At 59.0% G+C, this 25,931-nt stretch carries 22 protein-coding genes; 11 read left to right on the top strand and 11 right to left on the bottom strand.

Annotation, left to right across the window (positions count from 1 at the left end):
• Nucleotides 1–41 precede the first annotated feature (41 nt).
• The 8 genes from ACIOZM_RS03245 to ACIOZM_RS03210 all read left to right on the top strand — a co-directional run bounded on the left by ACIOZM_RS03245 (nucleotide 42) and on the right by ACIOZM_RS03210 (nucleotide 11,701).
• Complete coding sequence (locus tag ACIOZM_RS03245) at nucleotides 42–1,910, top strand: extracellular solute-binding protein (RefSeq protein WP_401209501.1); 1,869 nt, start codon at nucleotides 42–44, stop codon at nucleotides 1,908–1,910.
• Complete coding sequence (locus ACIOZM_RS03240) at nucleotides 1,910–2,971, top strand: microcin C ABC transporter permease YejB (RefSeq protein WP_401209498.1); 1,062 nt, start codon at nucleotides 1,910–1,912, stop codon at nucleotides 2,969–2,971. Before ACIOZM_RS03245 ends, ACIOZM_RS03240 begins: the two co-directional genes overlap by 1 nt.
• A complete protein-coding gene (locus ACIOZM_RS03235; protein WP_401209495.1) occupies nucleotides 2,971–3,993 on the top strand; it encodes an ABC transporter permease in 1,023 nt (340 codons plus the stop codon). Before ACIOZM_RS03240 ends, ACIOZM_RS03235 begins: the two co-directional genes overlap by 1 nt.
• Before the next feature lie 27 nt (nucleotides 3,994–4,020).
• A complete protein-coding gene (locus ACIOZM_RS03230) occupies nucleotides 4,021–5,595 on the top strand; it encodes an ABC transporter ATP-binding protein (RefSeq protein WP_401209493.1) in 1,575 nt (524 codons plus the stop codon).
• Between the two features lie 129 nt (nucleotides 5,596–5,724).
• Entirely contained in the window at nucleotides 5,725–7,131 is a 1,407-nt protein-coding gene (locus tag ACIOZM_RS03225) for a sigma-54 interaction domain-containing protein (RefSeq protein ID WP_401209490.1), read from the top strand.
• 292 nt (nucleotides 7,132–7,423) lie between these two features.
• On the top strand, nucleotides 7,424–8,815 hold the full coding sequence (locus ACIOZM_RS03220) for a GntP family permease (protein WP_401209487.1): 1,392 nt from the start codon (nucleotides 7,424–7,426) through the stop codon (nucleotides 8,813–8,815).
• Nucleotides 8,816–8,822: 7 nt separating this feature from the next.
• Nucleotides 8,823–9,596 carry a 3-hydroxybutyrate dehydrogenase gene (gene hbdH / locus ACIOZM_RS03215; RefSeq protein ID WP_401209485.1) on the top strand — a complete coding sequence of 258 codons (774 nt, stop codon included), beginning with the start codon at nucleotides 8,823–8,825 and terminating at the stop codon, nucleotides 9,594–9,596.
• A gap of 149 nt (nucleotides 9,597–9,745) precedes the next feature.
• Nucleotides 9,746–11,701: an acetoacetate--CoA ligase gene (locus tag ACIOZM_RS03210; RefSeq protein WP_401209480.1), complete on the top strand. Its 1,956-nt coding sequence runs from the start codon at nucleotides 9,746–9,748 to the stop codon at nucleotides 11,699–11,701.
• Between the two features lie 112 nt (nucleotides 11,702–11,813).
• Here ACIOZM_RS03210 and ACIOZM_RS03205 read toward each other — a convergent pair whose 3' ends face one another.
• Entirely contained in the window at nucleotides 11,814–12,929 is a 1,116-nt protein-coding gene (locus tag ACIOZM_RS03205; protein ID WP_401209477.1) for a PilT/PilU family type 4a pilus ATPase, read from the bottom strand.
• 132 nt (nucleotides 12,930–13,061) lie between these two features.
• On the opposite strand from ACIOZM_RS03205, the gene ACIOZM_RS03200 reads away from it, so the two are divergent.
• Nucleotides 13,062–15,590, top strand: coding sequence for a PAS domain S-box protein (locus ACIOZM_RS03200; RefSeq protein WP_401209474.1), 2,529 nt, complete (start codon nucleotides 13,062–13,064; stop codon nucleotides 15,588–15,590).
• Nucleotides 15,591–15,651: 61 nt separating this feature from the next.
• A complete protein-coding gene (locus ACIOZM_RS03195) occupies nucleotides 15,652–15,927 on the top strand; it encodes a peptidylprolyl isomerase (RefSeq protein ID WP_007912322.1) in 276 nt (91 codons plus the stop codon).
• Between the two features lie 139 nt (nucleotides 15,928–16,066).
• Here ACIOZM_RS03195 and ACIOZM_RS03190 read toward each other — a convergent pair whose 3' ends face one another.
• From ACIOZM_RS03190 to ACIOZM_RS03150, 9 genes are all read right to left on the bottom strand, one after another.
• On the bottom strand, nucleotides 16,067–16,999 hold the full coding sequence (locus tag ACIOZM_RS03190; RefSeq protein WP_401209472.1) for a sugar kinase: 933 nt from the start codon (nucleotides 16,997–16,999) through the stop codon (nucleotides 16,067–16,069).
• A gap of 225 nt (nucleotides 17,000–17,224) precedes the next feature.
• On the bottom strand, nucleotides 17,225–18,439 hold the full coding sequence (locus tag ACIOZM_RS03185) for an amino acid deaminase (protein WP_401209469.1): 1,215 nt from the start codon (nucleotides 18,437–18,439) through the stop codon (nucleotides 17,225–17,227).
• 39 nt (nucleotides 18,440–18,478) lie between these two features.
• Nucleotides 18,479–19,243, bottom strand: coding sequence for an IclR family transcriptional regulator (locus ACIOZM_RS03180; RefSeq protein ID WP_401209466.1), 765 nt, complete (start codon nucleotides 19,241–19,243; stop codon nucleotides 18,479–18,481).
• Nucleotides 19,244–19,412: 169 nt separating this feature from the next.
• Entirely contained in the window at nucleotides 19,413–19,802 is a 390-nt protein-coding gene (locus ACIOZM_RS03175; protein ID WP_007912330.1) for a RidA family protein, read from the bottom strand.
• Between the two features lie 31 nt (nucleotides 19,803–19,833).
• Nucleotides 19,834–20,631 carry an amino acid ABC transporter ATP-binding protein gene (locus tag ACIOZM_RS03170; protein ID WP_401209464.1) on the bottom strand — a complete coding sequence of 266 codons (798 nt, stop codon included), beginning with the start codon at nucleotides 20,629–20,631 and terminating at the stop codon, nucleotides 19,834–19,836.
• Complete coding sequence (locus ACIOZM_RS03165; protein WP_401209461.1) at nucleotides 20,628–21,290, bottom strand: amino acid ABC transporter permease; 663 nt, start codon at nucleotides 21,288–21,290, stop codon at nucleotides 20,628–20,630. Before ACIOZM_RS03165 ends, ACIOZM_RS03170 begins: the two co-directional genes overlap by 4 nt.
• Before the next feature lie 9 nt (nucleotides 21,291–21,299).
• Complete coding sequence (locus ACIOZM_RS03160) at nucleotides 21,300–21,962, bottom strand: amino acid ABC transporter permease (protein WP_401209458.1); 663 nt, start codon at nucleotides 21,960–21,962, stop codon at nucleotides 21,300–21,302.
• Between the two features lie 52 nt (nucleotides 21,963–22,014).
• Nucleotides 22,015–22,863, bottom strand: coding sequence for a transporter substrate-binding domain-containing protein (locus tag ACIOZM_RS03155; protein WP_401209456.1), 849 nt, complete (start codon nucleotides 22,861–22,863; stop codon nucleotides 22,015–22,017).
• A gap of 334 nt (nucleotides 22,864–23,197) precedes the next feature.
• The gene (locus tag ACIOZM_RS03150) at nucleotides 23,198–23,611 is read right to left on the bottom strand and encodes a hypothetical protein (RefSeq protein WP_401209453.1); all 414 of its coding nucleotides are present in this window, start codon (nucleotides 23,609–23,611) and stop codon (nucleotides 23,198–23,200) included.
• 199 nt (nucleotides 23,612–23,810) lie between these two features.
• Between ACIOZM_RS03150 and ACIOZM_RS03145 the strand changes: the two genes are divergently transcribed.
• Nucleotides 23,811–24,245 carry a thioredoxin family protein gene (locus ACIOZM_RS03145; protein WP_401209702.1) on the top strand — a complete coding sequence of 145 codons (435 nt, stop codon included), beginning with the start codon at nucleotides 23,811–23,813 and terminating at the stop codon, nucleotides 24,243–24,245.
• Nucleotides 24,246–24,334: 89 nt separating this feature from the next.
• Here ACIOZM_RS03145 and ACIOZM_RS03140 read toward each other — a convergent pair whose 3' ends face one another.
• Nucleotides 24,335–25,894 (bottom strand): TerC family protein, encoded by a 1,560-nt coding sequence (locus tag ACIOZM_RS03140; protein WP_401209450.1) that lies wholly within the window; start codon nucleotides 25,892–25,894, stop codon nucleotides 24,335–24,337.
• Between the last annotated feature and the right edge of the window lie 37 nt (nucleotides 25,895–25,931).

The raw sequence follows: 25,931 nt of genomic DNA, 5'->3' as shown, positions 1-25,931 counted from the left end.
TACAACTTGCGCTTATCGATCACCCGGCTTTAAGGCTGACAATGCGACTGGTTTTTCCCACATTGATGTTCACTGCCGTGGCCCTGCTGCTGAGTGCCGCTGGTGTGAACGCCGCACCGCAACATGCGTTGACCGTCTATGGCGAACCGGCCAAGTATCCGGCCGGATTCAGTCACTTCGACTATACCAATCCGCAAGCGCCCAAGGGCGGCACCATGCGCCGCTCAGCGGTTGAAATCGGTCACTTCGATCACATCCTGCCGTACATCGACAAAGGCATCGGCGTCTCGCAGATCGACGGCATGCTGTATTCACCGCTGGCCCAGCGCTCGATGGACGAGCCCTATACCGTCTATGGATTGGTGGCCAAACAGATGGAACGCTCGGCCGACGGTTTGTCCCTGCGTTTCTTCATCGATCCCAAGGCTCGCTTCGCTGACGGTAAACCGATTACCGCCGAAGACGTGCGCTACACCTATGATCTGCTGATGACTCAGGGTAGCCTGCGTTATCGCACCCAGTTCGCAGACGTCAAAGGCGTTGAAGTGGAAACGCCGCTGACCGTGCGCTTCGATTTCAAAAGCAACGAAAACCGCACCTTGCCGCTGGACATCGCCACCCTGCCGGTATTTCCCGAACATTGGTGGAAGACCCGCGACTTCGCTGGCGGTGGCGGATATGAACCGCCTCTAGGCAGTGGCCCCTACCGGGTCGGCAAAGTCGATTCCGGGCGCAGCATCACCTTCGAACGCAATCCCGACTGGTGGGGCAAGGACCTGCCGGTCAGTCGCGGTTTGTACAACTTCGACCATTTCAGCATCGAGTACTTTGGTGATACCGACGTCGCCCGCCAGGTGCTGCGCGGCGGTGCCTACGATTACAACCGTGAGTTCTCGGCCACCGGCTATTCCATCGGTTACGACAGCCCGGCGCTGAGCGACGGCCGCTTGCAGAAAGCCCACCTGGCTACCGAGGCGCCACAATCAGCCCAGGGTTTTGTGTTCAACACGCAAAAGCCATTGTTCCAGGATCGCCGCGTACGCCAGGCGCTGGCCATGCTCTGGGATTTCGAGTGGACCAACCGGCAGATGATGCGCAACATGTACATCCGCCAGCAGAGCTACTTTTCCAACTCCGAACTTGCTGCCCGAGAACTGCCCGACGCGGCTGAGCTGAGCATCCTTGAACCGCTGCGCGGACAGGTACCCGAAGAAGTTTTCAACAAAGTCTTCGAAGCGCCAAAAACTGATGGCACCGGGCTGATCCGCGACAAGCAATTGCAGGCGCTGGAGCTACTTGAGCAGGCCGGCTGGCAACCCGATGGCGACCAATTGGTCAACGCCCAGGGTGAGCCATTGAGCTTCACCTTTCTGGTCAGCCAAAACGGTCTCGACCGCATGCTGCTGCCGTACAAACGCTCGTTGAAGCAGATCGGCATCGACCTCAACATTCGTCGCATCGACTCCTCGCAATACGTCAATCGCCTGATGAGCCGGGATTACGACATGATCGTCACCGGCTATCCGGTCACCACCTCACCCGGCGGTGAGCTGCTCAACTACTTCGGCTCGGTTTCAGCCAACGATCCCGGCGCCAACAACTACATGGTGCTAAAGAATCCGGCGGTCGATACCTTGATCAACGGCCTGATCCGCGCCTCGACCCAGAGCGACATGCTGCATTACGCCCATGCGCTGGATCGGGTGCTGCAATGGAATTACTACTGGATTCCCAACTATTACCCGCCGGGAACCTCGACCGTCTGGTGGAATCGTTTTGGCATGCCGGCGACTCAGGCCAGTAATGACGAAGCCATCGAGAGTTGGTGGGAAATCAGCAGTACACCGCTGACCAACCAGCAGATGACCGCCGAAAAAATCGGCCGTGGCAGACCCGGAGGGCCGCACTGATGTTGGCTTATATACTGCGGCGCCTGCTGCTGATCATCCCGACGCTGGTGATCATTCTGCTGGTCAACTTCGTCATCATCCAGGCCGCACCCGGTGGCCCGGTCGAACAGGCCATCGCCCATTTGCAAGGGATTGGCGGCGCCAGTGTCGGCGGCAGTTCCAGCGAGACCATGAGCAGCACTTCCCGCGCCAGTCGCGGCCTCGATCCGCAACTGATCAAGGACATCGAAAAACAGTACGGCTTCGACAAACCGGCCCACGAACGCTTGTGGCTGATGCTGAAGAACTACGCGCAGCTGGATTTCGGCAAAAGCTTCTTTCGCGGCGCTACGGTTACCGACCTGATCCTCGAAAAAATGCCGGTGACCATCTCCCTCGGCCTGTGGGCGACGTTGATCACCTATCTGGTGTCGATCCCGCTGGGCATCCGCAAAGCCGTGCGCCACGGCAGCCATTTCGACATCTGGAGCAGCACGGCGATCATCATCGGCTACGCGATGCCGGCGTTTCTGTTTGCGATGTTCCTGATCGTGGTCTTTGCCGGAGGCACGTCGCTTAACTGGTTCCCGGTGCGCGGACTGGTTTCGGACAACTTCGAATCGCTATCAACCCTTGGCAAGATCGCCGATTACTTCTGGCACTTGGTGCTGCCGGTTACCGCGTTGGTGATCGGCGGCTTCGCGACCCTGACGATCCTGACCAAGAACTCGTTCCTCAACGAAATCACCCGCCAATACGTGGTGACAGCCCGGGCCAAAGGTTTGAGCGAACGCCGCGTGCTCTACGGACATGTGTTCCGCAATGCGATGCTTTTAGTGGTTTCCGGAATTCCTCAGGCGTTCATCAGCGTGTTTTTTGCCGGTTCGTTGCTGATTGAGGTGATTTTCTCCCTCGACGGCCTCGGGCGCATGAGCTACGAAGCAGCCGTTTCGCGTGATTACCCGGTGGTATTTGGCTCGCTGTTCATCTTCACTCTGTTCGGCCTGCTGATAAAACTGATCGGCGACCTGTGCTACACGCTGGTCGATCCGCGTATCGACTTCGCCGCGAGGAACGCCTGATGTTCAAGCTCTCGCCTCTGGGGCGTCGTCGATTCGAACGATTCAAGAAAAACCGTCGCGGCTGGTGGTCGCTGTGGTTGTTCATCGGCCTGTTCCTGTTGAGCCTCGGCGGCGAAATGATCGCCAACGACAAGCCGTTGATCGTCAGTTATCAGGGCCAATGGTATTTCCCGGTGTTCAAGCGCCACACCGAGCAGGAGTTCGGCGGACAGCTGCCGTTCCAGGCCGATTACCGCAGCGACTACGTGCAGAACCTGATCCGCAAGGACGGTGGCTGGATGCTGTTCCCGCCGATCCCGTTCAGCGATGACACGCCGAACTACGACCTCAACCAGCCTGCGCCAAGTCCACCCTCCTCGGTCAATTGGCTGGGCACGGATGATCAGGCGCGAGATGTGTTGGCACGGGTGATTTTCGGTGCGCGGGTGTCGATTCTGTTTGCCTTGATGCTGACTTTTGTCAGCGCGCTTATCGGCATTGCCGCTGGTGCGTTGCAGGGTTATTACGGCGGCTGGGTCGATCTGATCGGGCAGCGATTGCTGGAAGTCTGGTCAGGATTGCCGGTGCTGTATCTGCTGATCATTCTTTCCGGTTTCGTCGAGCCGAATTTCTGGTGGCTGCTGGGGATCATGGCGCTGTTTTCATGGCTGGCACTGGTCGATGTGGTGCGCGCCGAGTTTCTGCGCGGGCGCAACCTTGAATACGTCAAGGCAGCCCGGGCGTTGGGCCTGACCGACCGCAAAGTGATTTTCCGGCACATTCTGCCGAACGCGATGAACGCCACGTTGAGCTACCTGCCATTCATTTTGACCGGGGCGATTTCCACGCTGACGGCGCTGGATTTCCTCGGATTTGGCATGCCGGCCGGCAGCGCCTCTTTGGGTGAACTGATCGGCCAGGGCAAGCAAAACCTGCAAGCGCCGTGGCTCGGACTGACCGCGTTTTTCACTCTGGCGCTGATTCTGTCCTTGCTGGTGTTCATTGGTGAGGCGCTGCGCGATGCCTTTGATCCACGATCCTGATTTTGCAAAAGCGAGCCGGACACTTATATGAGTGAAAACCTGATCGAAATCCGCGACCTCAACGTCGCTTTCCACGGCCAGACCGTGGTGCGCAACCTGTGCCTGGATATTCGCCCCGGCGAGTGTCTGGCGCTGGTTGGCGAGTCGGGTTCCGGCAAGTCGGTGACCGCACACTCGATTTTGCAATTGCTTCCCGAAGGCGATGCGCAAACCACTGGCAGCATTCGCTATCGCGGCCAGGAAATTGTCGGTACCGAGCCCAAGGTCTTGCGCGAACTGCGCGGTAATCGCATCGCGATGATCTTTCAGGAGCCGATGACCTCGCTGAACCCGCTGCACAGCATCGAGAAACAGATCGGTGAAACGCTACTGGTGCATCGTGGCCTCGGCGGCAAAGCGGCGCAAAAACGCATTCTCGAACTGTTGGAACTGGTGGGCATCCAGAAACCGAAAGAGCGACTCAAGGCCTATCCGCATCAATTGTCCGGCGGCCAGCGGCAACGGGTGATGATCGCCATGGCCCTTGCTTGCGAGCCGGAGTTGCTGATCGCCGATGAGCCAACCACCGCCCTCGACGTCACTGTGCAGCGCAAGATTCTGCTGCTGCTCAAATCCCTGCAACAACGTCTTGGCATGTCGCTGCTGCTGATCAGCCACGACCTCAATCTGGTGCGCAGCATTGCCCAGCGGGTCTGCGTGATGAAGGCCGGGGAAATCGTCGAGCAGGCTGAGTGCGAAACCCTGTTCACCGAGCCGAAACACCCTTACAGCTGCGTGCTGCTGAACGCTGAGCCGGAGGGTGAAGCGCTGCCTCGGGACGAGCGCGAGAATGTGCTGGAGGTGGAAGATCTGCGCGTCGATTTCGTTGTCGGCGGCGGACTGTTTCAGCGTAAGCAATACCTGCGCGCCGTGGACGGGATTAGCCTGAATATCCAGCGTGGCAAGACGCTGGGGATCGTCGGCGAATCCGGCTCGGGCAAATCGACGCTGGGTCAGGCAATCCTGCGTCTGCTTGATTCCGAAGGCAGCATTCGCTTTCAGGGCGAAGCGCTCGACGGTCTCGATCAGAAGCAATTGCGGCCTTGGCGCCGGCAGATGCAGGTGGTGTTTCAGGACCCGTTCGGCAGTCTCAGTCCGCGAATGTCAGTGGCGCAGATCATCAGCGAAGGTCTGGAGGTACATTGCCAATCGACTGCCAATGAGTGCGACGACCAGGTAATTCGTGTGCTCAAGGAAGTCGGCCTCGACCCGGAAAGCCGTCATCGTTATCCCCATGAGTTTTCCGGCGGCCAACGCCAGCGCATCGCCATCGCCCGTGCTCTGGTGCTGAAACCGGCGTTGATTCTGCTGGACGAGCCGACTTCGGCGCTTGATCGCACGGTGCAGAAACAAGTGGTCGCCCTGCTCCGCGATCTTCAGGAAAAACACGGATTGACCTACTTGTTTATCAGTCACGATCTGGCGGTGGTACGTGCTTTGGCCCACGACATGATCGTGATCAAGGATGGCAAAGTGGTGGAGCGCGGGCCCAGCCATGATGTGTTTGATGCGCCGCAGCATCCTTATACCAAAGAGCTGTTGGCGGCGGCGCATCCGGGGTAAGTGCATTAATTTAAATCGCATTACGGCTATCGCGAGCAGGCTCACTCCTACAGGGAATGCGTTTCAAATGTGGGAGTGAGCCTGCTCGCGATGAGGCCCGTTCAGCTGAAAAATTCAGGACTTCTGCCCATGAACACCACCGAAAGCCTCAAGGATTACCAACGGGTTCGCACGCTGGCGATCCGTTCGTTGTTCGAGATTATCGAGCAGTCGAGCGAAGGCACGGTGATCGTCGATCGCGACGCAAACATCGTCTGGATGAACGAGCGTTACGCACGCCGCTTCGGTCTTGAATCGGCTGCGGGTGCGATTGGCAAACCCTGCGAAAGCGTGATTCCCGGCAGCCTGTTGCGCGAAGTCGTGCGCAGCGGCCGGCCGATTCTTCTGGACATGCAAGACACACCGAAAGAGCCGCTGGTAGTGATGCGTCTGCCAATCCACGACGATGCTGGCGCCGTGATCGGCGCTATCGGCTTCGCCCTGTTCGACGAATTGCGCAGCCTGTCGCCGATGCTCAAGCGCTACCTGAGCATGCAGGAAGAACTGGCCTCGACCCGCTCGCTGCTGCGTGCGCGCCAGACCAAATACAACTTCGCCCACTTCATCGGCACCAGCGCCGCCAGCCTCGAAGTCAAACGCCGCGCGCGGCGTAGTGCGAGTGCCGAGTCACCGGTGTTGCTGCTCGGCGAAACCGGCACCGGCAAGGAGTTGCTGGCTCAGGCGATCCACGGTGCGTCGCCCCGAGCGCACAAGGCTTTCGTCAGTATCAACAGCGCAGCGATTCCCGAGGCGCTGCTTGAAGCGGAGTTCTTTGGCACCGCACCCGGGGCCTTTACCGGAGCCGACCGCAAGGGCCGCACCGGCAAGCTGCAGATCGCTCAGGGTGGCACGTTGTTTCTCGACGAAATCGGCGACATGCCGCTGCCGTTGCAAAGCAAACTTTTGCGGGTTTTGCAGGAAAAAGAGTTCGAACCGGTGGGTTCCAACGAAGTGATTCAAAGCGATGTGCGCGTCATTGCCGCAACCTCTACCGATCTGGAAGCGGCGATCAAGCGTGGGGAGTTCCGCGCTGATTTGTACTATCGCCTCAATGTGCTGCCGATCAACGTTCCGCCGTTACGCGAGCGTCTGGATGATCTGCCGGCGCTCAGCGAGGCGATTCTTGAAGAGCTGCGCAGCCAACACGAACTCGACCGCGAAGCATTGGGTCTGCTTGCAGAGCATGCCTGGCCGGGGAACATTCGCGAGTTGCGTAACGTGCTGGAGCGGGCGGCGTTGCTCAGTGATGACTTGATGCTGACGGCCAATGACATTCGTGCAGCGATTGGCACGTTTACGCCCGTGGAGCGAGAGTTGGTAGTGGCACTGCAACCGTTACAGCAGGAGACGTTCAGCGAGGCGCGAGAACGATTTGATCGCCAGTTGATTCAATCAGCCCTCGCGCAATGTGGGGGCAAGGTGGTTGAGGCGGCTGCGCGGTTGGGGCTTGGACGGTCGACGCTTTACAAGAAGATGGTGGCGTTGGGGATTGTATAGTCTCAATAACGAGACTTTAGTCTTCTTTTGTAGACGGGATTTTAAAGATCAAAAGATCGCAGCCTTCGGCAGCTCCTACAGGGTTGATACAAGTCCCATGTAGGAGCTGCCGAAGGCTGCGATCTTTTCGGGCACAAAGAAAATCTCACTATTGAGACAATCTAACAACAATCAAGTCATCAAAAAGCAATAAATCTATATTTATCAAAAGGTTAGCTACTTGGCACACATCTAGCTATCGCTCATCCCCACCAGCAACACCCACAAAAATAACAATTCGAAGGAGCACTCCATGAGTGTGATCATTGCCTTGGCAGCCCTCGCGCTGCTGATGCTCGCCGCCTACCGTGGCTACAGCGTTATCCTGTTCGCCCCGATTGCCGCCCTCGGCGCTGTCCTGCTCACCGATCCTTCCGCCGTCGCCCCTGCCTTCACCGGGGTGTTCATGGAAAAAATGGTCGGTTTCATCAAACTGTACTTTCCGGTCTTTCTGCTCGGTGCGGTGTTCGGCAAGCTGATCGAGCTGTCCGGATTCTCGCGCTCGATTGTCGCCGCCGCCATTCGCCTGCTCGGCACTCGCCAGGCAATGCTGGTGATCGTGCTGGTGTGCGCCCTGCTCACCTACGGTGGCGTGTCGCTGTTCGTGGTGGTGTTTGCGGTGTATCCGTTCGCTGCGGAGATGTTCCGTCAGAGCAACATTCCGAAACGCCTGATCCCGGCGACCATCGCCCTCGGCGCGTTTTCGTTCACCATGGATGCCCTGCCCGGCACGCCGCAGATTCAGAACATCATCCCCAGTACCTTCTTCAACACCACCGCATGGGCAGCGCCGTGGCTGGGTTTGATCGGGACGATTTTCGTGTTCTGCGCCGGCATGCTGTTTCTGCAACGTCAGCGCAACAAGGCCCAGCGCGCCGGTGAAGGCTACGGCACCGAGTTGCGCAACGAGCCGGAAACCGCCGAAGACCTCAAACTGCCGAACCCATGGCTGGCCATCTCACCACTGTTGGCGGTGGGCATCATGAACCTGCTGTTCACCCACTGGATTCCGCAGTGGTACGGCAAAACCCATAGCCTCTCGCTGCCGGGCATGGCCACCCCGGTGACCACCGAAATCGCCAAACTCACGGCAATCTGGGCAGTACAAGCCGCGCTGTTGGTGGGCATTCTGATGGTGTTGGCGTTCGGCTTTCAGGCGATCCGCAGCAAACTCGCGGAAGGCAGCAAAAGTGCGGTCAGCGGTGCTCTGCTGGCGGCAATGAACACCGCGTCGGAATACGGTTTTGGTGCGGTGATTGCCTCTCTTCCGGGGTTTCTGGTGCTGGCCGACTGGCTCAAGGGCATTCCGAATCCACTGGTCAACGAAGCGATCACCGTCACCCTGCTGGCCGGCATCACCGGTTCGGCGTCGGGTGGTATGAGCATCGCGCTGGCGGCGATGTCCGAACAGTTCATCAGCGCTGCCCATGCGGCGAATATTCCGCTGGAAGTGCTGCACCGTGTGGCCGCGATGGCTAGCGGCGGCATGGACACCCTGCCGCACAACGGCGCGGTGATCACACTGTTGGCGGTGACTGGCCTGACTCACCGCGAAGCCTACAAAGACATTTTCTGTATTACGCTGATCAAGACCCTGGCGGTTTTCGTAGTGATCGGCACTTTCTACGCCACTGGCATTGTGTGAGGTATTGATGACGACTCTTTCGGGCAAAACCGCACTGGTTACCGGTTCCACCAGCGGCATCGGTCTGGGCATCGCGCTGTGCCTGGCCAAGGCTGGCGCCAATCTGATTCTCAATGGTTTTGGCGATGCCTCGAAGGTGATCGCTGAGGTCGACCAGTTCGGTGGCAAGGTCGGGCATCACCCGGCCGACGTCAGCGATCCGGCGCAGATTGCCGACATGGTCGCCTACGCCGAGCGCGAGTTTGGTGGCGTCGACATTCTGGTCAACAACGCCGGCATCCAGCACGTTGCCGCAGTGGCGGAATTCCCGGTGGAGCGCTGGGATTCGATCATTGCGATCAACCTGTCGTCGGTGTTTCATAGCACGCGCCTGAGTCTGCCGGGTATGCGCAGCAAGGGCTGGGGGCGGATCATCAACATCGCCTCGGTACACGGTCAGGTGGGCTCGACCGGCAAAGCCGCGTACGTGGCGGCGAAACACGGGGTGATCGGCCTGACCAAAGTGGTCGGTCTGGAAACCGCGACCAGCAACGTCACCTGCAATGCGATCTGCCCGGGTTGGGTGCTGACGCCGTTGGTGCAGAAGCAGATTGATGATCGTGCGGCCAAGGGTGTTGATCCGCAGCAGGCGCAGCATGATTTGCTGGCGGAGAAACAGCCGTCGCTGGAGTTTGTTACGCCGCAGCATTTGGGGGAATTGGTGCTGTTTTTGTGCAGCGAGGCCGGCAGCCAGGTGCGTGGCGCGGCGTGGAATATTGATGGCGGCTGGTTGGCGCAGTAGGCAGGCCGTAAAACCGCGTTATCGTTCATCGCGGGCAAGCCACGCTCCCACAGGATTTGGGTTGTAGCCAGGTTTTGTGAACACCACAAAACCCGTGGGAGCGTGGCTTGCCCGCGAAGCGATCTGAAGATAAAACAAGAGGCAAATCCATGTCCGAAATCCTTTGGCAGCCCGACGCCAAACGCATCGCCGAGTCACGCATGGACAGCTTCCGGCGCCTGATCAATCAGCGCCATGGCTTGAACCTGACTACCTACACCGATCTGCACTCCTGGAGCATCGAGCAGCGCGAAGCGTTCTGGCAGGCCATCGTCGACTGCTTCGACATTCGTTTTCATACCCAACCCGATGCTGTGCTGCGCGAGGGCAGCCAGATGCCCGGCGCCGAATGGTTTCCCGGCGCAACCCTGAACTTCGCCGAGCATCTGCTGCGCCGCCGCGACGATGCCGTAGCAGTGATCGCCGTGGCGGAAAACGGCCAGCGTGAACAATTGACGTGGGCTGAACTGGCAGAACATGTCGCCGGTTTCCAGGCCAGCCTGCAAGCGGCTGGTGTCGGCCTCGGCGACCGGGTGGCGGCGTGTATGCCGAACACCTGGCAAACCCTTGTGGCCATGTTGGCGACTACCAGCCTTGGGGCGATCTGGTCATGTTCTTCGCCGGACTTCGGCACGCACGGGGTGATCGACCGCTTCGGTCAGATCGAGCCGAAAGTGCTGATCACCTGCGCCGGCTATCGCTATGCGGGCAAAGAAATCGACCAGACCGCCAAGGTCAACGAGATCCTCGAACGACTGCCATCGTTGCAGCAGTTGATCATCGTGCCTTACGCCAAACCGCAGGCCCGCGCCGACGATTATCGGACCGATGCCAACGTCACCTTGTGGGACGATTTTTATCAGTCCGGTGGCGAACCGCACTTTGTACCAGTGCCGTTCAATCATCCGCTGTACGTGCTGTATTCCAGCGGCACCACGGGTGTGCCCAAGTGCATCATTCACAGCACCGGCGGCGTACTGCTGCAACATGCAAAAGAACATGGCCTGCATGTCGATCTTGGCCCCGGCGACCGTTTGTTCTACTACACCACTTGCGGCTGGATGATGTGGAACTGGCTGGTCTCGGCGCTGGCGGTCGGCAGCGCGGTGGTGCTGTACGACGGCTCGCCGTTCCATCCGGGCAACGAACGCTTGCTGGAGTTGATCGACGATGAGCGCATCAGCGTGTTTGGCACCAGCCCGAAATACCTCGCTACTCTGGAAACCAGTGGCATCAAGCCGCGTGAACAGCATGATCTGAGCAGTCTCAAGACTTTGCTTTGCACCGGCTCCGCACTGTCGCCGCAGAGCTACGACTTCGTGTACCGCGATTTCAAATCGGACGTGTGCCTGAGTTCGATGTCTGGCGGCACCGACATCGTTTCCTGCTTCGTCAACGGTAACCCGATATCGCCGGTACGCCGGGGCGAGAACATGGGCAAGAGCCTGGGTATGGCGGTTGAGGTGTGGAACGACGCGGGCAGTCCGGTGATTGGCGAGAAAGGGGAAATGGTCTGTACCCGTCACTTCCCGGCGATGCCGATTGGCCTATGGAACGATGCCGACGGTGAAAAACTGCGCAAATCGTATTTCAGCTTGTTTCCCGGGGTCTGGGCGCAGGGTGATTATGCCGAGCAGATGGCGCATGGCGGGATGGTCATTCATGGCCGTTCGGATGCGGTGCTTAACCCCGGTGGCGTTCGCATCGGTACCGCGGAGATTTACCGTCAGGTCGAGAAAGTCCCGCAAGTTTTGGACAGCGTGGCCATCGGGCAGCAATGGCAGGACGATGTGCGTGTGGTGCTGTTTGTGCGTTTGCAGGATGGGCTGGTACTCGATGACGCGCTGCAACAACAGATCCGTCAGGTGATTCGAGCCAACACCACGCCACGGCATGTGCCGGCCAAAATCCTCGCGGTTACCGATATTCCGCGCACCATCAGCGGCAAGGTGGTTGAGTTGGCGGTGCGCAATGTGGTGCATGGTGAGCCGGTGAAGAATACCGATGCGCTGGCGAATCCCGAGGCGTTGGAGCAATTCCGCAACCGAATGGAATTGGCTGACTGACCACCCGATTCACTGTGGGAGCCAGCCTGCTGGCGATAGCGGTGTGTCTGTAAGAGATTATGAAACTGACACACCGCTATCGCCAGCAGGCTGGCTCCCACAGGGGTCAGCTTCAATCCATCAAGCCCCAGTCGCCCGATGTCGGCGACGGCGGGGCCGGTTCTGTATCGGCATGCAACTTCAGCCGCAGCCGCAAATTGTTCTGCGAATCGGCATGTTTCAGTGCCTCTTCCTCACTGATCGCCCCCTCCAGCACCAGCCGGTAAAGCGCCTCATCAAAGGTCTGCATGCCCGCCTCAGCGGATTTTTCCATGATGCCCTTGAGCTCACCGAATTCGTTGCGGCGGATCAGATCAGCGATAGTCGGCGACCCCAGCATCACCTCCACCGCCGCTCGCCGCCGCCGCCCATCAATCGTGCGTACCAGCCGCTGTGAAACAAACGCTTTGAGGTGATTGCCCAACGCATGCAGCAACTGAGGACGGCGCTCGTCGAGGAACATGTTGATGATCCGGTCCAGCGCCTGATTGGCGTTGTTCGCGTGCAGCGTCGAGAGCACCAAGTGCCCGGTCTCGGCGAATGCCAGCGCATGGTCCATGGTTTCACGGTCGCGGATTTCGCCGATCAGCACCACATCCGGCGACTGGCGCAGGGTGTTCTTCAGCGCGGCGTGGAAGCTGCGGGTATCGACCCCGACTTCGCGCTGGTTGATGATCGACAGTTGATGGCGATGGATATACTCCACCGGGTCCTCGATGGTGATGATGTGCCCGCTGCTGTGACGGTTGCGATGGTCGATCAACGCCGCCAGTGAAGTAGATTTACCCGAATCGGTAGCACCGACAAACAGGATCAGCCCCTGCTTGAGCATTACCGACTCCAGCAACACCGGTGGCAGCTTAAGGTCCTCGAAACGCGGAATGTCGAGTTTGACGTTACGGATCACGATCGAAACGTCATTGCGCTGCTTGAAGATGTTGACCCGAAACCGGCCAATGCCAGTGCGGGAAATCGCCAGGTTCATTTCCAGATCCCGGTCGAACTCCCGGTGTTGTTCGGCGTCCATCAGGAATACCGCGATGGCCGCGACTTCCCCGGGTTTGAACGGTCGGTCGCTCAACGGCGTCAGCACGCCATCAAAACGCGCACTCGGTGGCGCTCCGGTGGAGAGGAACAGGTCCGAACCGTGCTGACTGGCCAGACGAATTAACAGTGCGTCGATTTCCATGGCAAAAAGCACCCGCTAAGCTTTCAATGTTCAGACATGACCCGCCGTCGTGACGCAATCGGCCGTTGAGCGTCTATCGTCCTGCAAGCATAGTAGACGCCGCCTTACCGACAGATGCCCAGGATACAAGTGATGAACGCTGCACCCACCCACGATGACGCCCAGGCATTGATCGCCCGTACCGACTGGAGTCGCAGCCCGCTCGGTGACGCCAGCCTATGGCCGCAGAGCCTGCGCACTGCGGTGGACATCGTGCTGCACTCGCCGATGCCGATGCTGTTGCTCTGGGGGCCGCAGCTCACGCAGATCTACAACAACGGCTTCGCGATGCTTGCCGGCAGCAAGCATCCGCACGCTTTCGGACAACCTGCGCACCTTATCTGGCCAGAACTTCGGGAATTCACTGACCCGATTTACAGCGCCGTCCTACAAGGCCAGGTGCGCTCCTACAATGAACGGCGCTTTACCTTGCAGCGTGACGGCAAGGAATCCGACTTCTGGCTGGATCTGACCTACAGCCCGATTCGCGACGAAAGTGCTCAGGTTGCCGGGATTCTGGTCACCGCCATCGAAACCAACGAGCGCCGGCGGATTGCCCTGGAACTCCAGCAGCGTTCGGAAAACAGCCTCAAGGCCCAGCGTGAAACCGAAGAGCGCCTGCAATTGGCGCTGGCCGCCACCGACGCCGTCGGCACCTGGGATTGGGATATCGGTGAAGACCGCTTCATCGCCGACGCGCATTTCGCGCAACTGCACGGCGTCGATCCGGCCCTTTCCGGAAAACTGCCCATCAGCGATTACCTGCAAGGCGTACACCCTGAAGACCGCGCCCTGATTGCGCGCAGCATCAAGCACTGCATCACCCACGGCACCGAATACGCCGAGGAATACCGTTTGTTGCAACCCGACGGCACGCTGCGCTGGGTGTTTGCCCGGGGCCGCTGCTACAAGGATCACCACGGCCGGCCGGTGCGTTTTCTCGGCGCGGCGCTGGATCTGACCGAGCGCAAGCACACCGAACAGGCGCTGCGGCAGAGCCAGACCGAGCTGCAACTGATCATCAACGCCATGCCGATCCTGATCAGCTATGTCGATCAGGAAGAACGCTTTCGCCTGAACAATGCCGCGTACCTCGACTGGTACGGTTTGACTCCGCAGGAGCTGTACGGCCGGACCATTCGCGAGGTGATCGGCGAAGAAGCGTATTTCCTGCGTGCGCCATACATCGCCGAGGCGCTGGCCGGGCGACCTTGCTCTTACAGCCTGTACACGCCGCATCGCGATGGCAGTTCGCGGCATGCCCTGATGAACTACCTGCCACGCCACGGGCCGGATGGCGCGGTGAACGGTTTCTACATTTTCGTGATCGATGAGACCGAACGTAAAAAAACCGAGGAAGCCCTGCGCAACCTCAACGAAACCCTCGAAGAGCGGGTCAGCGCCCGGACCGAGCAATTGGCCAAGGCCAACCAGCGTTTGCAGAATGAGATGTTCGAGCGCGAGCGCGCCGAGGACGCCTTGCGTCATGCGCAGAAAATGGAAGCGGTCGGCCAGCTCACGGGCGGCATCGCCCATGACTTCAACAACATGCTGACCGGGATCATCGGCAGCCTCGACTTGATGCAGCGCTATATCGCCAATGGCCGCGCCGACGAGATCGGACGCTTCACCGAGGCGGCGGTGTCGTCGGCCAACCGTGCGGCAGCGCTGACCCACCGACTGCTGGCGTTCTCCCGCCGCCAGTCGCTCGACCGCAAGACCCTCGACGTCAACGAGCTGATCCATTCGCTGGAAGACCTGATTCGCCGGACCAAGGGCGATCCAATCGAGCTCTCGCTGAACATGGCCGACGACGTCTGGTCGATCAGCACTGACGTCAGCCAATTGGAAAACGCCCTGCTCAATCTGGTGATCAACGCACGCGATGCGATGCCCGAGGGCGGTGAACTGCTGATCGAGACCGCCAACGTCTACCTCGACGGCACCGACATCACCACGCTGGAACCGGTGCAGGCCGGGGATTACGTGATGATCGCCGTCAGTGACAATGGCAGCGGCATGACCCCGTCCGTGCGGGCCAAGGCGTTCGATCCGTTTTTCACCACCAAACCGATCGGCCAGGGCACCGGGCTCGGGTTGTCGATGATTTACGGCTTCGCCCAACAATCTGGCGGTCACGTCAGTCTCGACAGCCTGCCGGGTCAGGGCACTTGTGTGCGGCTGTATTTGCCTCGACTTTATGCGATGCCAGCGCAGACTGAACCTGTCGCTGAGGCGTTCGAAACCCCAGAGGCGATTGCCGGGGAAACCGTTGTGGTGGTGGAGGACGATCCGGCAGTCAGAATGCTGGTGCTCGATCTGCTCAAGGAGTTGGGTTACCGCGCTTACGAGGCCGAGGATGCGAAATCCGCGCTGCCAGTCCTCGAATCAAATGTACGCGTGGATCTGCTGGTGACGGATGTCGGTTTGCCCGGCATGAATGGCCGGCAACTCGCGGAAATCGCTCGGCAGCATCGACCCGGGCTGAAAGTGCTGTTCATGACTGGCTATGCGCAGAACGCCGCCGAGCGACAGGGATTTCTCGAGGAAGGCATGGACATGGTCGCCAAACCGTTTGCCCTGGAACTGTTGGCCAACAAGATTCGCGCGATGATCGGCTAAACGCCCTGACTTGAGGCATAATCCCGCGCCCCGCCGTCACCCCGTTATCAGGTACCGCAAGATGAAAGCCCAAGCCCGCCACATTCTGGTGAAAACCGCCGAAGAGGCCGAACAGCTCAAACAACGCATCGCCAAGGGCGAAGCCTTCGATGTGCTGGCCAAGAAATTTTCCACCTGCCCGTCCGGCAAGCGCGGCGGCGATTTGGGTGAAGTTCGCCCGGGACAGATGGTCGGGGCGATTGACGCGGTGATCTTCAAGAAACCATTGCGTACTGTGCACGGGCCGATCAAGAGCAAGTTTGGCTATCACCTGGTGCAGGTGTTTTACCGCGATTGAGCGGTTGGCTTAAGGCTCTATCGCGGGCAAGCCCGCTCCCACAGGGTCGGTGGCGTTCACAAATTTTGCGTACGACTTGGTTCTTGTGGGAGCGGGCTTGCCCGCGATCCGATTGCGCAGCAAGCGGCCATTAAAACGCTTACTTTGGAATCAGTGCCCCTGGTACCTGAATCACCTGACTCGCCAACCGATGCCCCGCCTCTGCCGCCTGCTCCGGGCTGCCACCGAGCAATCGACTCGCCAGATACGCAGCGCTGAACGAGTCCCCCGCCGCCGTGGTGTCCACGACTTTCTCGACCTTCTGCGCCGGCACTTCGAACGTCTCGCCGTCACAACGAATCAGGCAAGCCTCGGCCCCGCGCTTGAGCACCACTTCCGAGGTGCCGATCTGCGCATAGGCGTCGAACACCGCCGCATCATCGGCAAACTGAAACAGCGCCTGCTCGTCATCGACGGTCAACAACGCCAGATCAACGTGCGGCAACACGCTGCGATAGGCCGCGCGCGCCTCTTCTACCGAAGCCCACAGGCGTGGCCGATAATTGTTGTCGAAGACGATTCGCGCATCGCGCTGACGGGCTTCGATCAGGGTCTGGATGAGTCTTTCACGTCCTTTTGCACCCAGTACCGCCAGGGTAATTCCGCTGAAATACAAAACGTCGTAATCCGGCAATGCCGCCAGAATCGGCTCGGCTGCAGGCGTGGTGAAGCAGTCGCGCACTGCGGCTTCGTTGCGCCAGTACAGGAAGCGACGTTCGCCGGCAGCATCGGTTTGAATGCAATACAGGCCCGGCAAACGGCCCGGCAGGCGCTGCACCAGATCCAGGCCAATGCCTTCGTCGGCCCAGATGCGGCACATGGCGTCGCTGAAGCTGTCGTCGCCCAGCGCGGTGACGTAATCGACCTGCGCCTGCTCGCCCATGGCGCGGGACAGATAGACCGCCGTGTTAAGCGTGTCGCCGCCGAAGCTTTGTTGCAGGCTGCCGTCGGCGCGTTGCTGAAGTTCGATCATGCATTCGCCGATCAGGGCGATGCGCGGGGTGTTGGGGCCCAGTGGGCTTAGGGTGGTCATGAGTACAGGATCTCTGTTGAAAGCTGTGGCGTCTGGGCAGGCCTCATCGCTGGCAAGCCAGCTCCCACAGGGGCGGTGTTGAGATAGAACATTTGTACACAACACAAACCTTGTAGGGCTGGCTTGCCAACTTCCTCAAATCCAGTGTTGAAATACTAAATCTGTAAACAACACAAACCTTGTGGGAGCTGGCTTGCCAGCGATGGCCGCACCTCGGTCTGAACCTTAGAAACAGGTTTCCATGTTCTCGATCACCGTCAGTTGCTCATCCACCAACAACCCCACTCGCCATTTATCGAATGTCAGGCACGGGTGCGATGTGCCGAAGGACACGATGTCGCCCACGCGCAAATCAACACCCGGCGCCACGGTCATAAATGCATGCTGGTCCATCACTGCCGTCACCTTGCACGCGCCGACATCGTCGCCCACGGCCGGCAGCACACCGGCCTTGTAGCGCAGCAACGGCACCGGCAGCCCGGCGTCAAACGCGACGTCACGCTTACCGAGGGCGATCACCGCAAAACCCGGCTCCGGCATCGACTGCACGTGCGCCCAGACTTCCAGCGCCGGACGCAAACCTTCCTGCAAATCGCTGCGACGATCCAGCACGCAGCACTGCGCCTCTTTATAGATGCCATGGTCATGCGCCACATAACTGCCCGGGCGCAACACGCTGAGGAAACGCCCGGCGGCATTTTGCGCTTCGAACGATTCGGCGATCAGGTCATACCAGGCCGAACCCGATGCCGTAACGATTGGTTTGGCGATAGCGAACGCGCCGCTGTCCTGCAACTGCACCGCCAGCCGCACCAGCGAAGCAGCGAACTCGCGAATGCCGTTGACCGCGTGATCGCCGTGAATCACGCCTTCGTAACCTTCGATCCCGGTCAGCGCCAGCGCCGGTTGGGCGTTGATGGCTTTGGCCAGTTCGATGACTTCCTGTTCGCTGCGGCAACCGCAGCGGCCGCCGACTACGCCGTACTCGATCATCACGTTGAGCCGCACACCACGCAATGCGAAGTAGGCGCCCAGATCGGCAACGTTGTCCGGGTGATCGACCATGCAGTAGAAATCGAAAGTCGGATCAGCCAGCAGATCGGCGATCAACGCCATGTTCGGCGTGCCGACCAATTGGTTGGCCATCAATACCCGGCGTACACCGTGGGCATAAGCGGCGCGGGTCTGAGTCGCACTGGCAAGGGTGATGCCCCAGGCGCCGGCGTCGAGCTGACGTTGAAACAGCGCCGGCGTCATGCTGGTCTTGCCGTGTGGCGCCAATTCGGCACCGCTGTCGCTGACGAACTTCTGCATCCAGCGGATGTTGTGTTCCAGCGCCTCGCGGTGCAGCACCAGCGCCGGCAGGCTGACGTCACGCGCCAGATGCGCGCCAATGGCGGCGGCGCCTTTTTCCACAGCAGTATTGATGGCAGTCGTCATGGTCGAACTCCTCACAGTCGCGGTTGCAGGCAGCCGCGTTTATTCGTTGATTCGCCGGGCGAGGCTGTTGGCGCTCTCGATCAGAACCCGGCGATAGTCGTCGTAATTGGTTTTGGCGTCGGCCCTTGGGGCGACGATGCACAAGGTACAAATGGCCACACCGCTGGGGTCTTTGACCGGGGCGGCGAAGCAATGGGTAAAGGTGTCGGCAACGCTGTCGAACGAGAAGAAACCGTCGATCCCGGCCTGACGGATTTCCACCAGAAAACGCTCCATCGGCAGGCGTTCGCCGCCCGGCAGAATGTAGTCATCGGCGTCGATCAGGTCGTTGATCTGTTGATCACTCAAGTGCGCGAGCAGCAGACGACCGGAAGCGGTCCATGGGATCGGCGCGTTTTCGCCAATGTCGGAGGAAATACGGAAGTGCCGCTCGCCCTCCTTCATCAACGCCACCGTGTATTTGCGCCCGTTGAGCAGACACATCTGCGCGGTTTCGCGGGTCTGGCTGACGATCTCCTGCAAGGCGTGATCGGCTTCACGGCTGAGGTCGAAATGACGCAGATGCGCCTGACCGAGAAAGTACAGCTGGCGACCAAGATAGACGTGACCGTCCTTGCCCACCGGCTCCAGAATCCGTCGCTCCAGCAGGGACGCGACCAGTTCGTAGACCGTGGATTTCGGGCTGCCGATGCCATTGGCGATGTCGTTCGGACGCAGCGGCTGGCCGATCTCCTTGAGGAAATCGAGAATATCGAACGCCCGGTCCAGACCGCGGGCCCGGCGTTTGATGGTGTCTTCGGTCATTTCAGTGGTTCCCATAAAAGTACCGGGAGTTTACCGAGAGTGCTGCGTCGACCGTTAGGCCGCCATCGCGGGCAAGCCCGCTCCCACAGGATCTGTGCACAGCCAAAGAATGCATGTACACCAACAATCCTGTGGGAGCGCGGCTTGCCCGCGATGGGCGCAACTCGGTTCAGGCCTTTTTCTTGTACGCGATGCAATCGATCTCAACCTTGCAATCGACCATCATGCTCGCCTGCACGCAGGCCCGGGCCGGTGCATGCTCAGGTTTGAAGTACTCGCCAAAGACCTTGTTGAAACTGGAGAAATCCCGTGGATCATCCAGCCAAACCCCGGCACGCACCACGTCTTCCAGGCCATAACCGGCCTCTTCGAGAATCGCGATCAGGTTCTTCATGGTCTGGTGGGTCTGCTCGACGATGCCGCCAACAATGATCTCACCATCCACCGCCGGTACCTGCCCGGAAACGTGCAACCAGCCATCGGCTTCAACGGCGCGGGCGAATGGACGCGGCTGGCCGCCAGCGGCGGTGCTGCCGGTACCGTAACGAGTAATGCTCATGGGTGTTTCTCCTGATTACAAAAGTGAAAAGTCAGAACCGCGTGCTTTTGAGAAACTCTGCCAGCCGCGGTGATTGCGGGCGTTCGAACAGCTCCTTGGGAGGGCCCTGCTCTTCGATCCGCCCCTGATTCATGAAAACGATTTTGTCCGAGACCTCGAAAGCGAAACGCATTTCGTGGGTCACCAGCAGCATGGTCATGCCTTCGTCGGCCAGACCCTTGATCACGTTGAGCACTTCGCCGACCAATTCCGGATCGAGGGCTGAAGTGACTTCGTCGAACAGCATCAGGCTCGGGTTCATCGCAATTGCCCGGGCAATCGCCACGCGCTGTTGCTGACCGCCGGACAACTGACCGGGAAAGTGATTGCGCCGTTCCAGCAGGCCGACACGTTCCAGCCATTTCTCCGCCAGCACCACGGCTTCGTCCTTGTGCATTTTCTTCACCTTGAGCAAGCCCAGGGTGACGTTCTGCAATGCGCTTAGATGCGGGAACAGGTTGAATTGCTGGAACGCCATGCCGGTCATTGCGCGATGACGGGCGATGGTTTTTTCCGCATGACGCACGCGCTTGCCGTTGACCTCGTCGTAGCCGATGGATTCGCCGTCGAGCAGGATCTGCCCGCCCTGGAATTCTTCGAGCATGTTCACGCAGCGCAGCAGCGTGGTTTTACCCGATCCGCTGGAGCCGATCAGCGTCACGACATTGCCGCGCTGCATGCTCAGATCCACGCCTTTGAGCACTTCGACCGCGCCGTATTGCTTGTGCAGGCCACGAATATCCAGCAGCGGCTGGCCGTTGTTAACGTTCGAAACTGGTACTTGAGTCATGGCAGGGCCACCCGCTTTTCAATGTGCCGGCCGAGTAACTCGATGCCGTAGTTGATGACGAAGAACAGAAAACCGGCGAACAGATAGAACTCCAGCGTCATGAAGGTCCGGGCGATGATCTGTTGAGTGCTGAGGAGCAGTTCGGCCACGCCGATCACCGAGAGCAAAGTCGAAGCCTTGACGATTTCGGTGGACGAGTTGACCCACGTCGGCAGGATCTGCCGCAACGCCTGCGGTAACAGCACATAGCCGAGGGACTGATAGAACGTCAGACCAATCGCCTTGCCCGCTTCCATCTGCCCGCGAGGCAAAGCCTGCAATGCCCCGCGCACGATCTCGGCGACATGCGAGCCGCAAAACAGCGTCAGGCCCAATGCACCGGCCTGAAACGCGCTGATCTGCCAACCCAGCGCCGGCGCCATATAAAAGCAGGCCAGCACCAGCACAAACACCGGCGTACCGCGAATCAGGTCAACGTATAAACGAAACGGTGCGCGCATCCAGAACTTGCCGTAAGTCAGCACCAGCCCGGTCACCACACCCAGCATGGTGCCGAACAGAATCGCCAGCGCCGAGACCTGAACACTGGTCAGGAATCCTTGCCACAACACGTCCCGAGCAATCCACAATTCATGTAACCAACTAGGGGATTCGTACATCGCAGCCTCCTATCGGCGGATCGCCAGACGCTGCTCCAGGTAACGCAGCAGCATGGCAATGAGGTAACAGGCCGCAACATAGAGCGCCGTGGTGACCATCCAGGTTTCAATCACCCGGTAGCTCTCCACGTTGATCTTGCGCGCGTAATAGGTCAGCTCCGGCACCGCGATTGCGGCGGCCAGCGAGGTGTCCTTGAACAGCGAAATGAAGTTGTTCGACAGCGCCGGCAGCACGTTGCGCAACATCACCGGCACCGTGACGTAGGCTTTCACCTGCCACTCGCCGAGACCGATGGCCAGCCCCGCTTCGCGCTGGCCTTTGGGGATGCTCAACAAGCCGCCGCGAAATACTTCGGTCAGGTACGCCCCGGCGTACAGCGACAACGTGATGATGAACGAGGGAATCTTGTCCAGACGAATTCCCAGGCTCGGCAACGCAAAGTAGATCAACAGAATCAACACCAGAATCGGCGTGTTACGGATCACCGTCACGTACACCGATGCCAGCACCCGCAAGACGCGATGCCTGGACAACAAGGCAAACGCCATCAGCAGGCCGATCACGCAGCCGATGGCGATCGACACCAGTGCCAGTTCGAGACCCAGACCGAGCCCCGCCAGCAAGGTGTCGAAATCGCGCCATACGGCGGCAAAGTTCAACTGATAGTTCATGGTCAGCAGTACCTTGAGCGGGGCGACTTGGAATCGCCCCACTCTCACGGGATCATTTGAATTCGACTGGGAAACCGATCGCGGGCGATGGCAGGTCAACACCGAACCACTGCTTGAACGAGGCTTGATAAGTCGGGAATTCAACACCGGTCATGGCTTCATGCAGCGCGGTGTTGACGAAGTTCAGCCAGTCCTGATCGCCGCGTTTGACCGCGCACGCGTAGGTCTGCGGGCTCCACGCATAGGTCGGGCTGCGATAGCGACCAGGGTTTTGCACCATCAGGTATTTGACCGAGGACTGGTCGGTAGCAGCGGCATCAGCGCGACCGGAGTTCACCGCCTGATACATCAGATCAACGCTGTCGTACTGATCGACCTTGGCCTTGGGCAGCGCCTGATGCACCAGTTCTTCGGCGTACACGTTTTGCAGCACGGCCACCGTCACGCTGTCGCCGGCAGCCTGCAGGTCTTCGATTTCCTTGTACTTGCTGTTGATCGGCAACAACAGACCAACACCTTCACGGTAGTACGGCAGGGTAAACGCCACTTGCTGCGCACGGCTGGCGGTGACAGTGATGAACTGACAGCTCATATCGACCTTGTCAGTCAGCAGATTGGGAATCCGTGCATCGGACGACTGCACGACAAACTCGACCTTGCTCGGATCATTGAACAACCCTTTGGCCACCATCCTGGCGATGTCGATATCAAACCCCTGCAACTTGCCGTCCGCGCCTTGGAAATGCCAAGGAGCGTTGGTGCTGCCAGTGCCCACGATCAGTTTGCCGCGAGCCAGAACACTGTCGAGCTTGCTGTCGGCGGCCTGCGCCATACCCATGACAGCGGACGAAGCCGCAAGAACAAAAACACACGCTTTGAACAAGGAAGGTCGGCGATGCATGGCAAGCACTCCAGGATGGTGTTTATTCCGCTATACCGGAACTCGGTTTGTTACTACGGAATAGACAGCAGAAAGTGTGCCACAGGTCTCAGTGACCGTCTCATATAAAAAAACGTGTTTTGAATCAGGGAGTTACAGTTTAGAGGTAACGGTGTTACGCGGACGCAGGAAAATCCAGCGCTACGATTAGCTACAAAGTTGGGCATTGGTGACACGTTTGGTGAGCACTCAGCACCCTTTCAGTGTTGTCGGGATCGGATTGGATTGAATCCGATCCCGACAAGATCTTTTCTGTGAGAATCAGCTTCTTACTCTGCGCTTCAGTCGTTAAGGGTCAGGAAATCTGAACGAGCTTGATCTTGCGAAACTTCCCGCCGGCCTGGTGCCCATTCAGCGCCAATGCAAACAAATCCTTTTCATCATCTACAACTTTAGTAACCTCGAACTCGATTGCGTTGTGCGAGTAATCCCTCCCAGGCTGAATTTTTAGCTCTTGCCGGTAACCCGTCATCTCCAGAGCCAGATTTACATAGCTCTCGGAAGCCTCGCGAAAAAGAGATTCAAAGCTCAGACGGTACTTGCCGATTTCCAGTTGCAATGTTTGGCTCACCATGACACCCCACTCGACATGACAATAACCGTCACGGAACTCGGCCTTCGCTCTTGGATTGTGAATTGGTTTATAAATTTCCCAGTGCTTCTCGCCTTGAGAAAAATCACCATTGAGAATCAGATTTTCTGCACTCATGTTTGCGGGTCCTGTCGTTGAGTCGAACACCTCCATGCGTCATTGGGAATCAATGTGCTCAGGAAGCGGCCCATTCATTCAGCGCTCAAAAAAGTATTCGCACACCTGTCAGGTCTGACAGTAGACACGCTTTGGTTTCTGCTCTTAACTTTCGAATCGTTCTCGGATGGTCACTGAAAAGGAGATAACAGTGAGCACGATGACCTCTTCTTCCCGCTTGGCCCCGGTTTACCGCAAAGCCCTGAAAACCTGGCGCCCGGTGATCCTGTATTTCGCCAATGAGCACTGCCCTGCCTGCGAGTTCGCCGGGCCGGTATTTCGTCAGGTCGCCGAACCGTACCGGCATCGCGCCAATATCTACATGCTTAACACCCGTGAGTCGCCGCGCCATCCATTGGTCACCGGTACGCCGACGGTGCTGTTCTACAAGAACGGCAAACTTATGAAGAAGCTCAAAGGCATCGGCACAGAGGAAACACTGGCGGCGGACTTTGCCCGGCATATTGGCAGGACCAGGGCACCGGTGGTGCAGCAGAAACCACGGCATGACCTGGGTTGGCTGCGTCGCACTTTGCGAAACCTTTGCACCATCCCGCGTGTGCAGTCACGTCGACTGCACGCGATATCCCTGTAGGAGCTGCGGCACGCTGCGATCTTTTGATTTTGTTTTTTTAAGATCAAAAGATCGCAGCGTGCCGCAGCTCCTACAGGGGAGATCCGCGTTTAAGCGGTATCACGCACCAACAACACCCGCGTCACCCGCCGTTCCTCGACCGTTACCACCGTCATCTGCCAGCCTTCATACTCCAGACGATCACCGACCACCGGCAATCGATCCAGCAAGCTCATCACCAGCCCGGCCAGGGTTTGATAATCCTCGGTCGGCTGCGCACCAAACCCGGTGCGCTCACGAACACGCATCAGATTCAACGCACCGTTGACGATAAAACCACCCTGCTCCTCAACTACGTCCGGGCCTTCGATTTCGCTGGCGTCCGGCAACTCGCCGGCAATCGACTCAAGAATGTCGGTCATGGTCAGCACGCCGACAAAGTCACCGAATTCGTTGACCACAAACGCAATGTGGGTCGACGCCTGACGCATCTGCTCCAGCGCGTTGAGGATCGAATAGCTGTCGAGCAGATTGATCGTCTTGCGTGCCAGATGCTCCAGGTTCGGCTCTTCGCCAGCCAGGTAAACCTTGAGCAACTCCTTCTTGTGGACGAAGCCCAGCGGCTCATCCACCACGCCGTGACGAATCAACGGCAAACGCGAGTAGGACGAATGCATCAAGCGTGTGCGAATGGTTTCGGCGTCATCGGCCAGATCGATCGTGTCGACATCGGCACGCACGGTCATCAGGGCACGGATCGGCCGCTCGGCCAGTTGCAGCACGCCGCTGATCATCACTCGTTCACGTCGGTCGAACAGCTCGGTGATCGGCGCTTCGCCATTGTCGAGCAGGTCGGAAATCTCCTCGCCCACCTCCTCCTCTTGCAGTTTCCGGCCACCCAGCAAACGCAGCACTGCATGCGCCGTACGTTCACGCATCGGCCGCAGGCCTTGCATCGAACGCTTGCGACGAGCGCGGGCGATCTGGTTGAACACCTCGATCAGGATCGAGAAACCGATGGCCGCGTACAGATAACCTTTCGGAATGTGGAAACCCAGACCTTCAGCGGTCAGCGCGAAGCCGATCATCATCAGGAAGCCCAGACACAGCATGATCACTGTCGGGTGCGCATTGACGAAACGGGTCAACGGCTTGCTCGCGACGATCATCAGGCCAATCGAGATGATCACGGCGATCATCATCACCGCCAGTTCATCGACCATGCCCACGGCGGTAATTACTGCGTCCAGCGAGAACACCGCGTCCAGCACCACGATTTGCGCGACGATCGGCCAGAACAGCGCATAAGCGGCGTTGGTCGAGCGTTCGCCGACATGGCCTTCGAGCCGTTCGTGCAATTCCATGGTTGCCTTGAACAACAGGAACACACCACCGAACAACATGATCAGGTCGCGACCGGAGAAGCTCTTGTCGAATACCTCGAACAGCGGCTGCGTGAGAGTAACCAGCCAGGAAATACTCGCCAGCAGGCCCAGACGCATGATCAACGCCAGCGACAGGCCGATGATTCGCGCACGGTCACGCTGATGCGGCGGCAGTTTGTCCGCGAGAATCGCGATGAACACCAGATTGTCGATACCCAGCACCAGCTCAAGCACGATCAGGGTCAACAGGCCAAGCCAGGCCGTGGGGTCAGCTATCCATTCCATAAAATGTCTTGATCTCTAATCAGTGAATTCAGGCTGC

The organism is Pseudomonas sp. NPDC087346, from assembly GCF_044744235.1.
Lineage (GTDB): Bacteria > Pseudomonadota > Gammaproteobacteria > Pseudomonadales > Pseudomonadaceae > Aquipseudomonas.
Note: the sequence above shows the minus strand (reverse complement) of the source record. Positions and strands in the feature narration are given on the sequence as shown.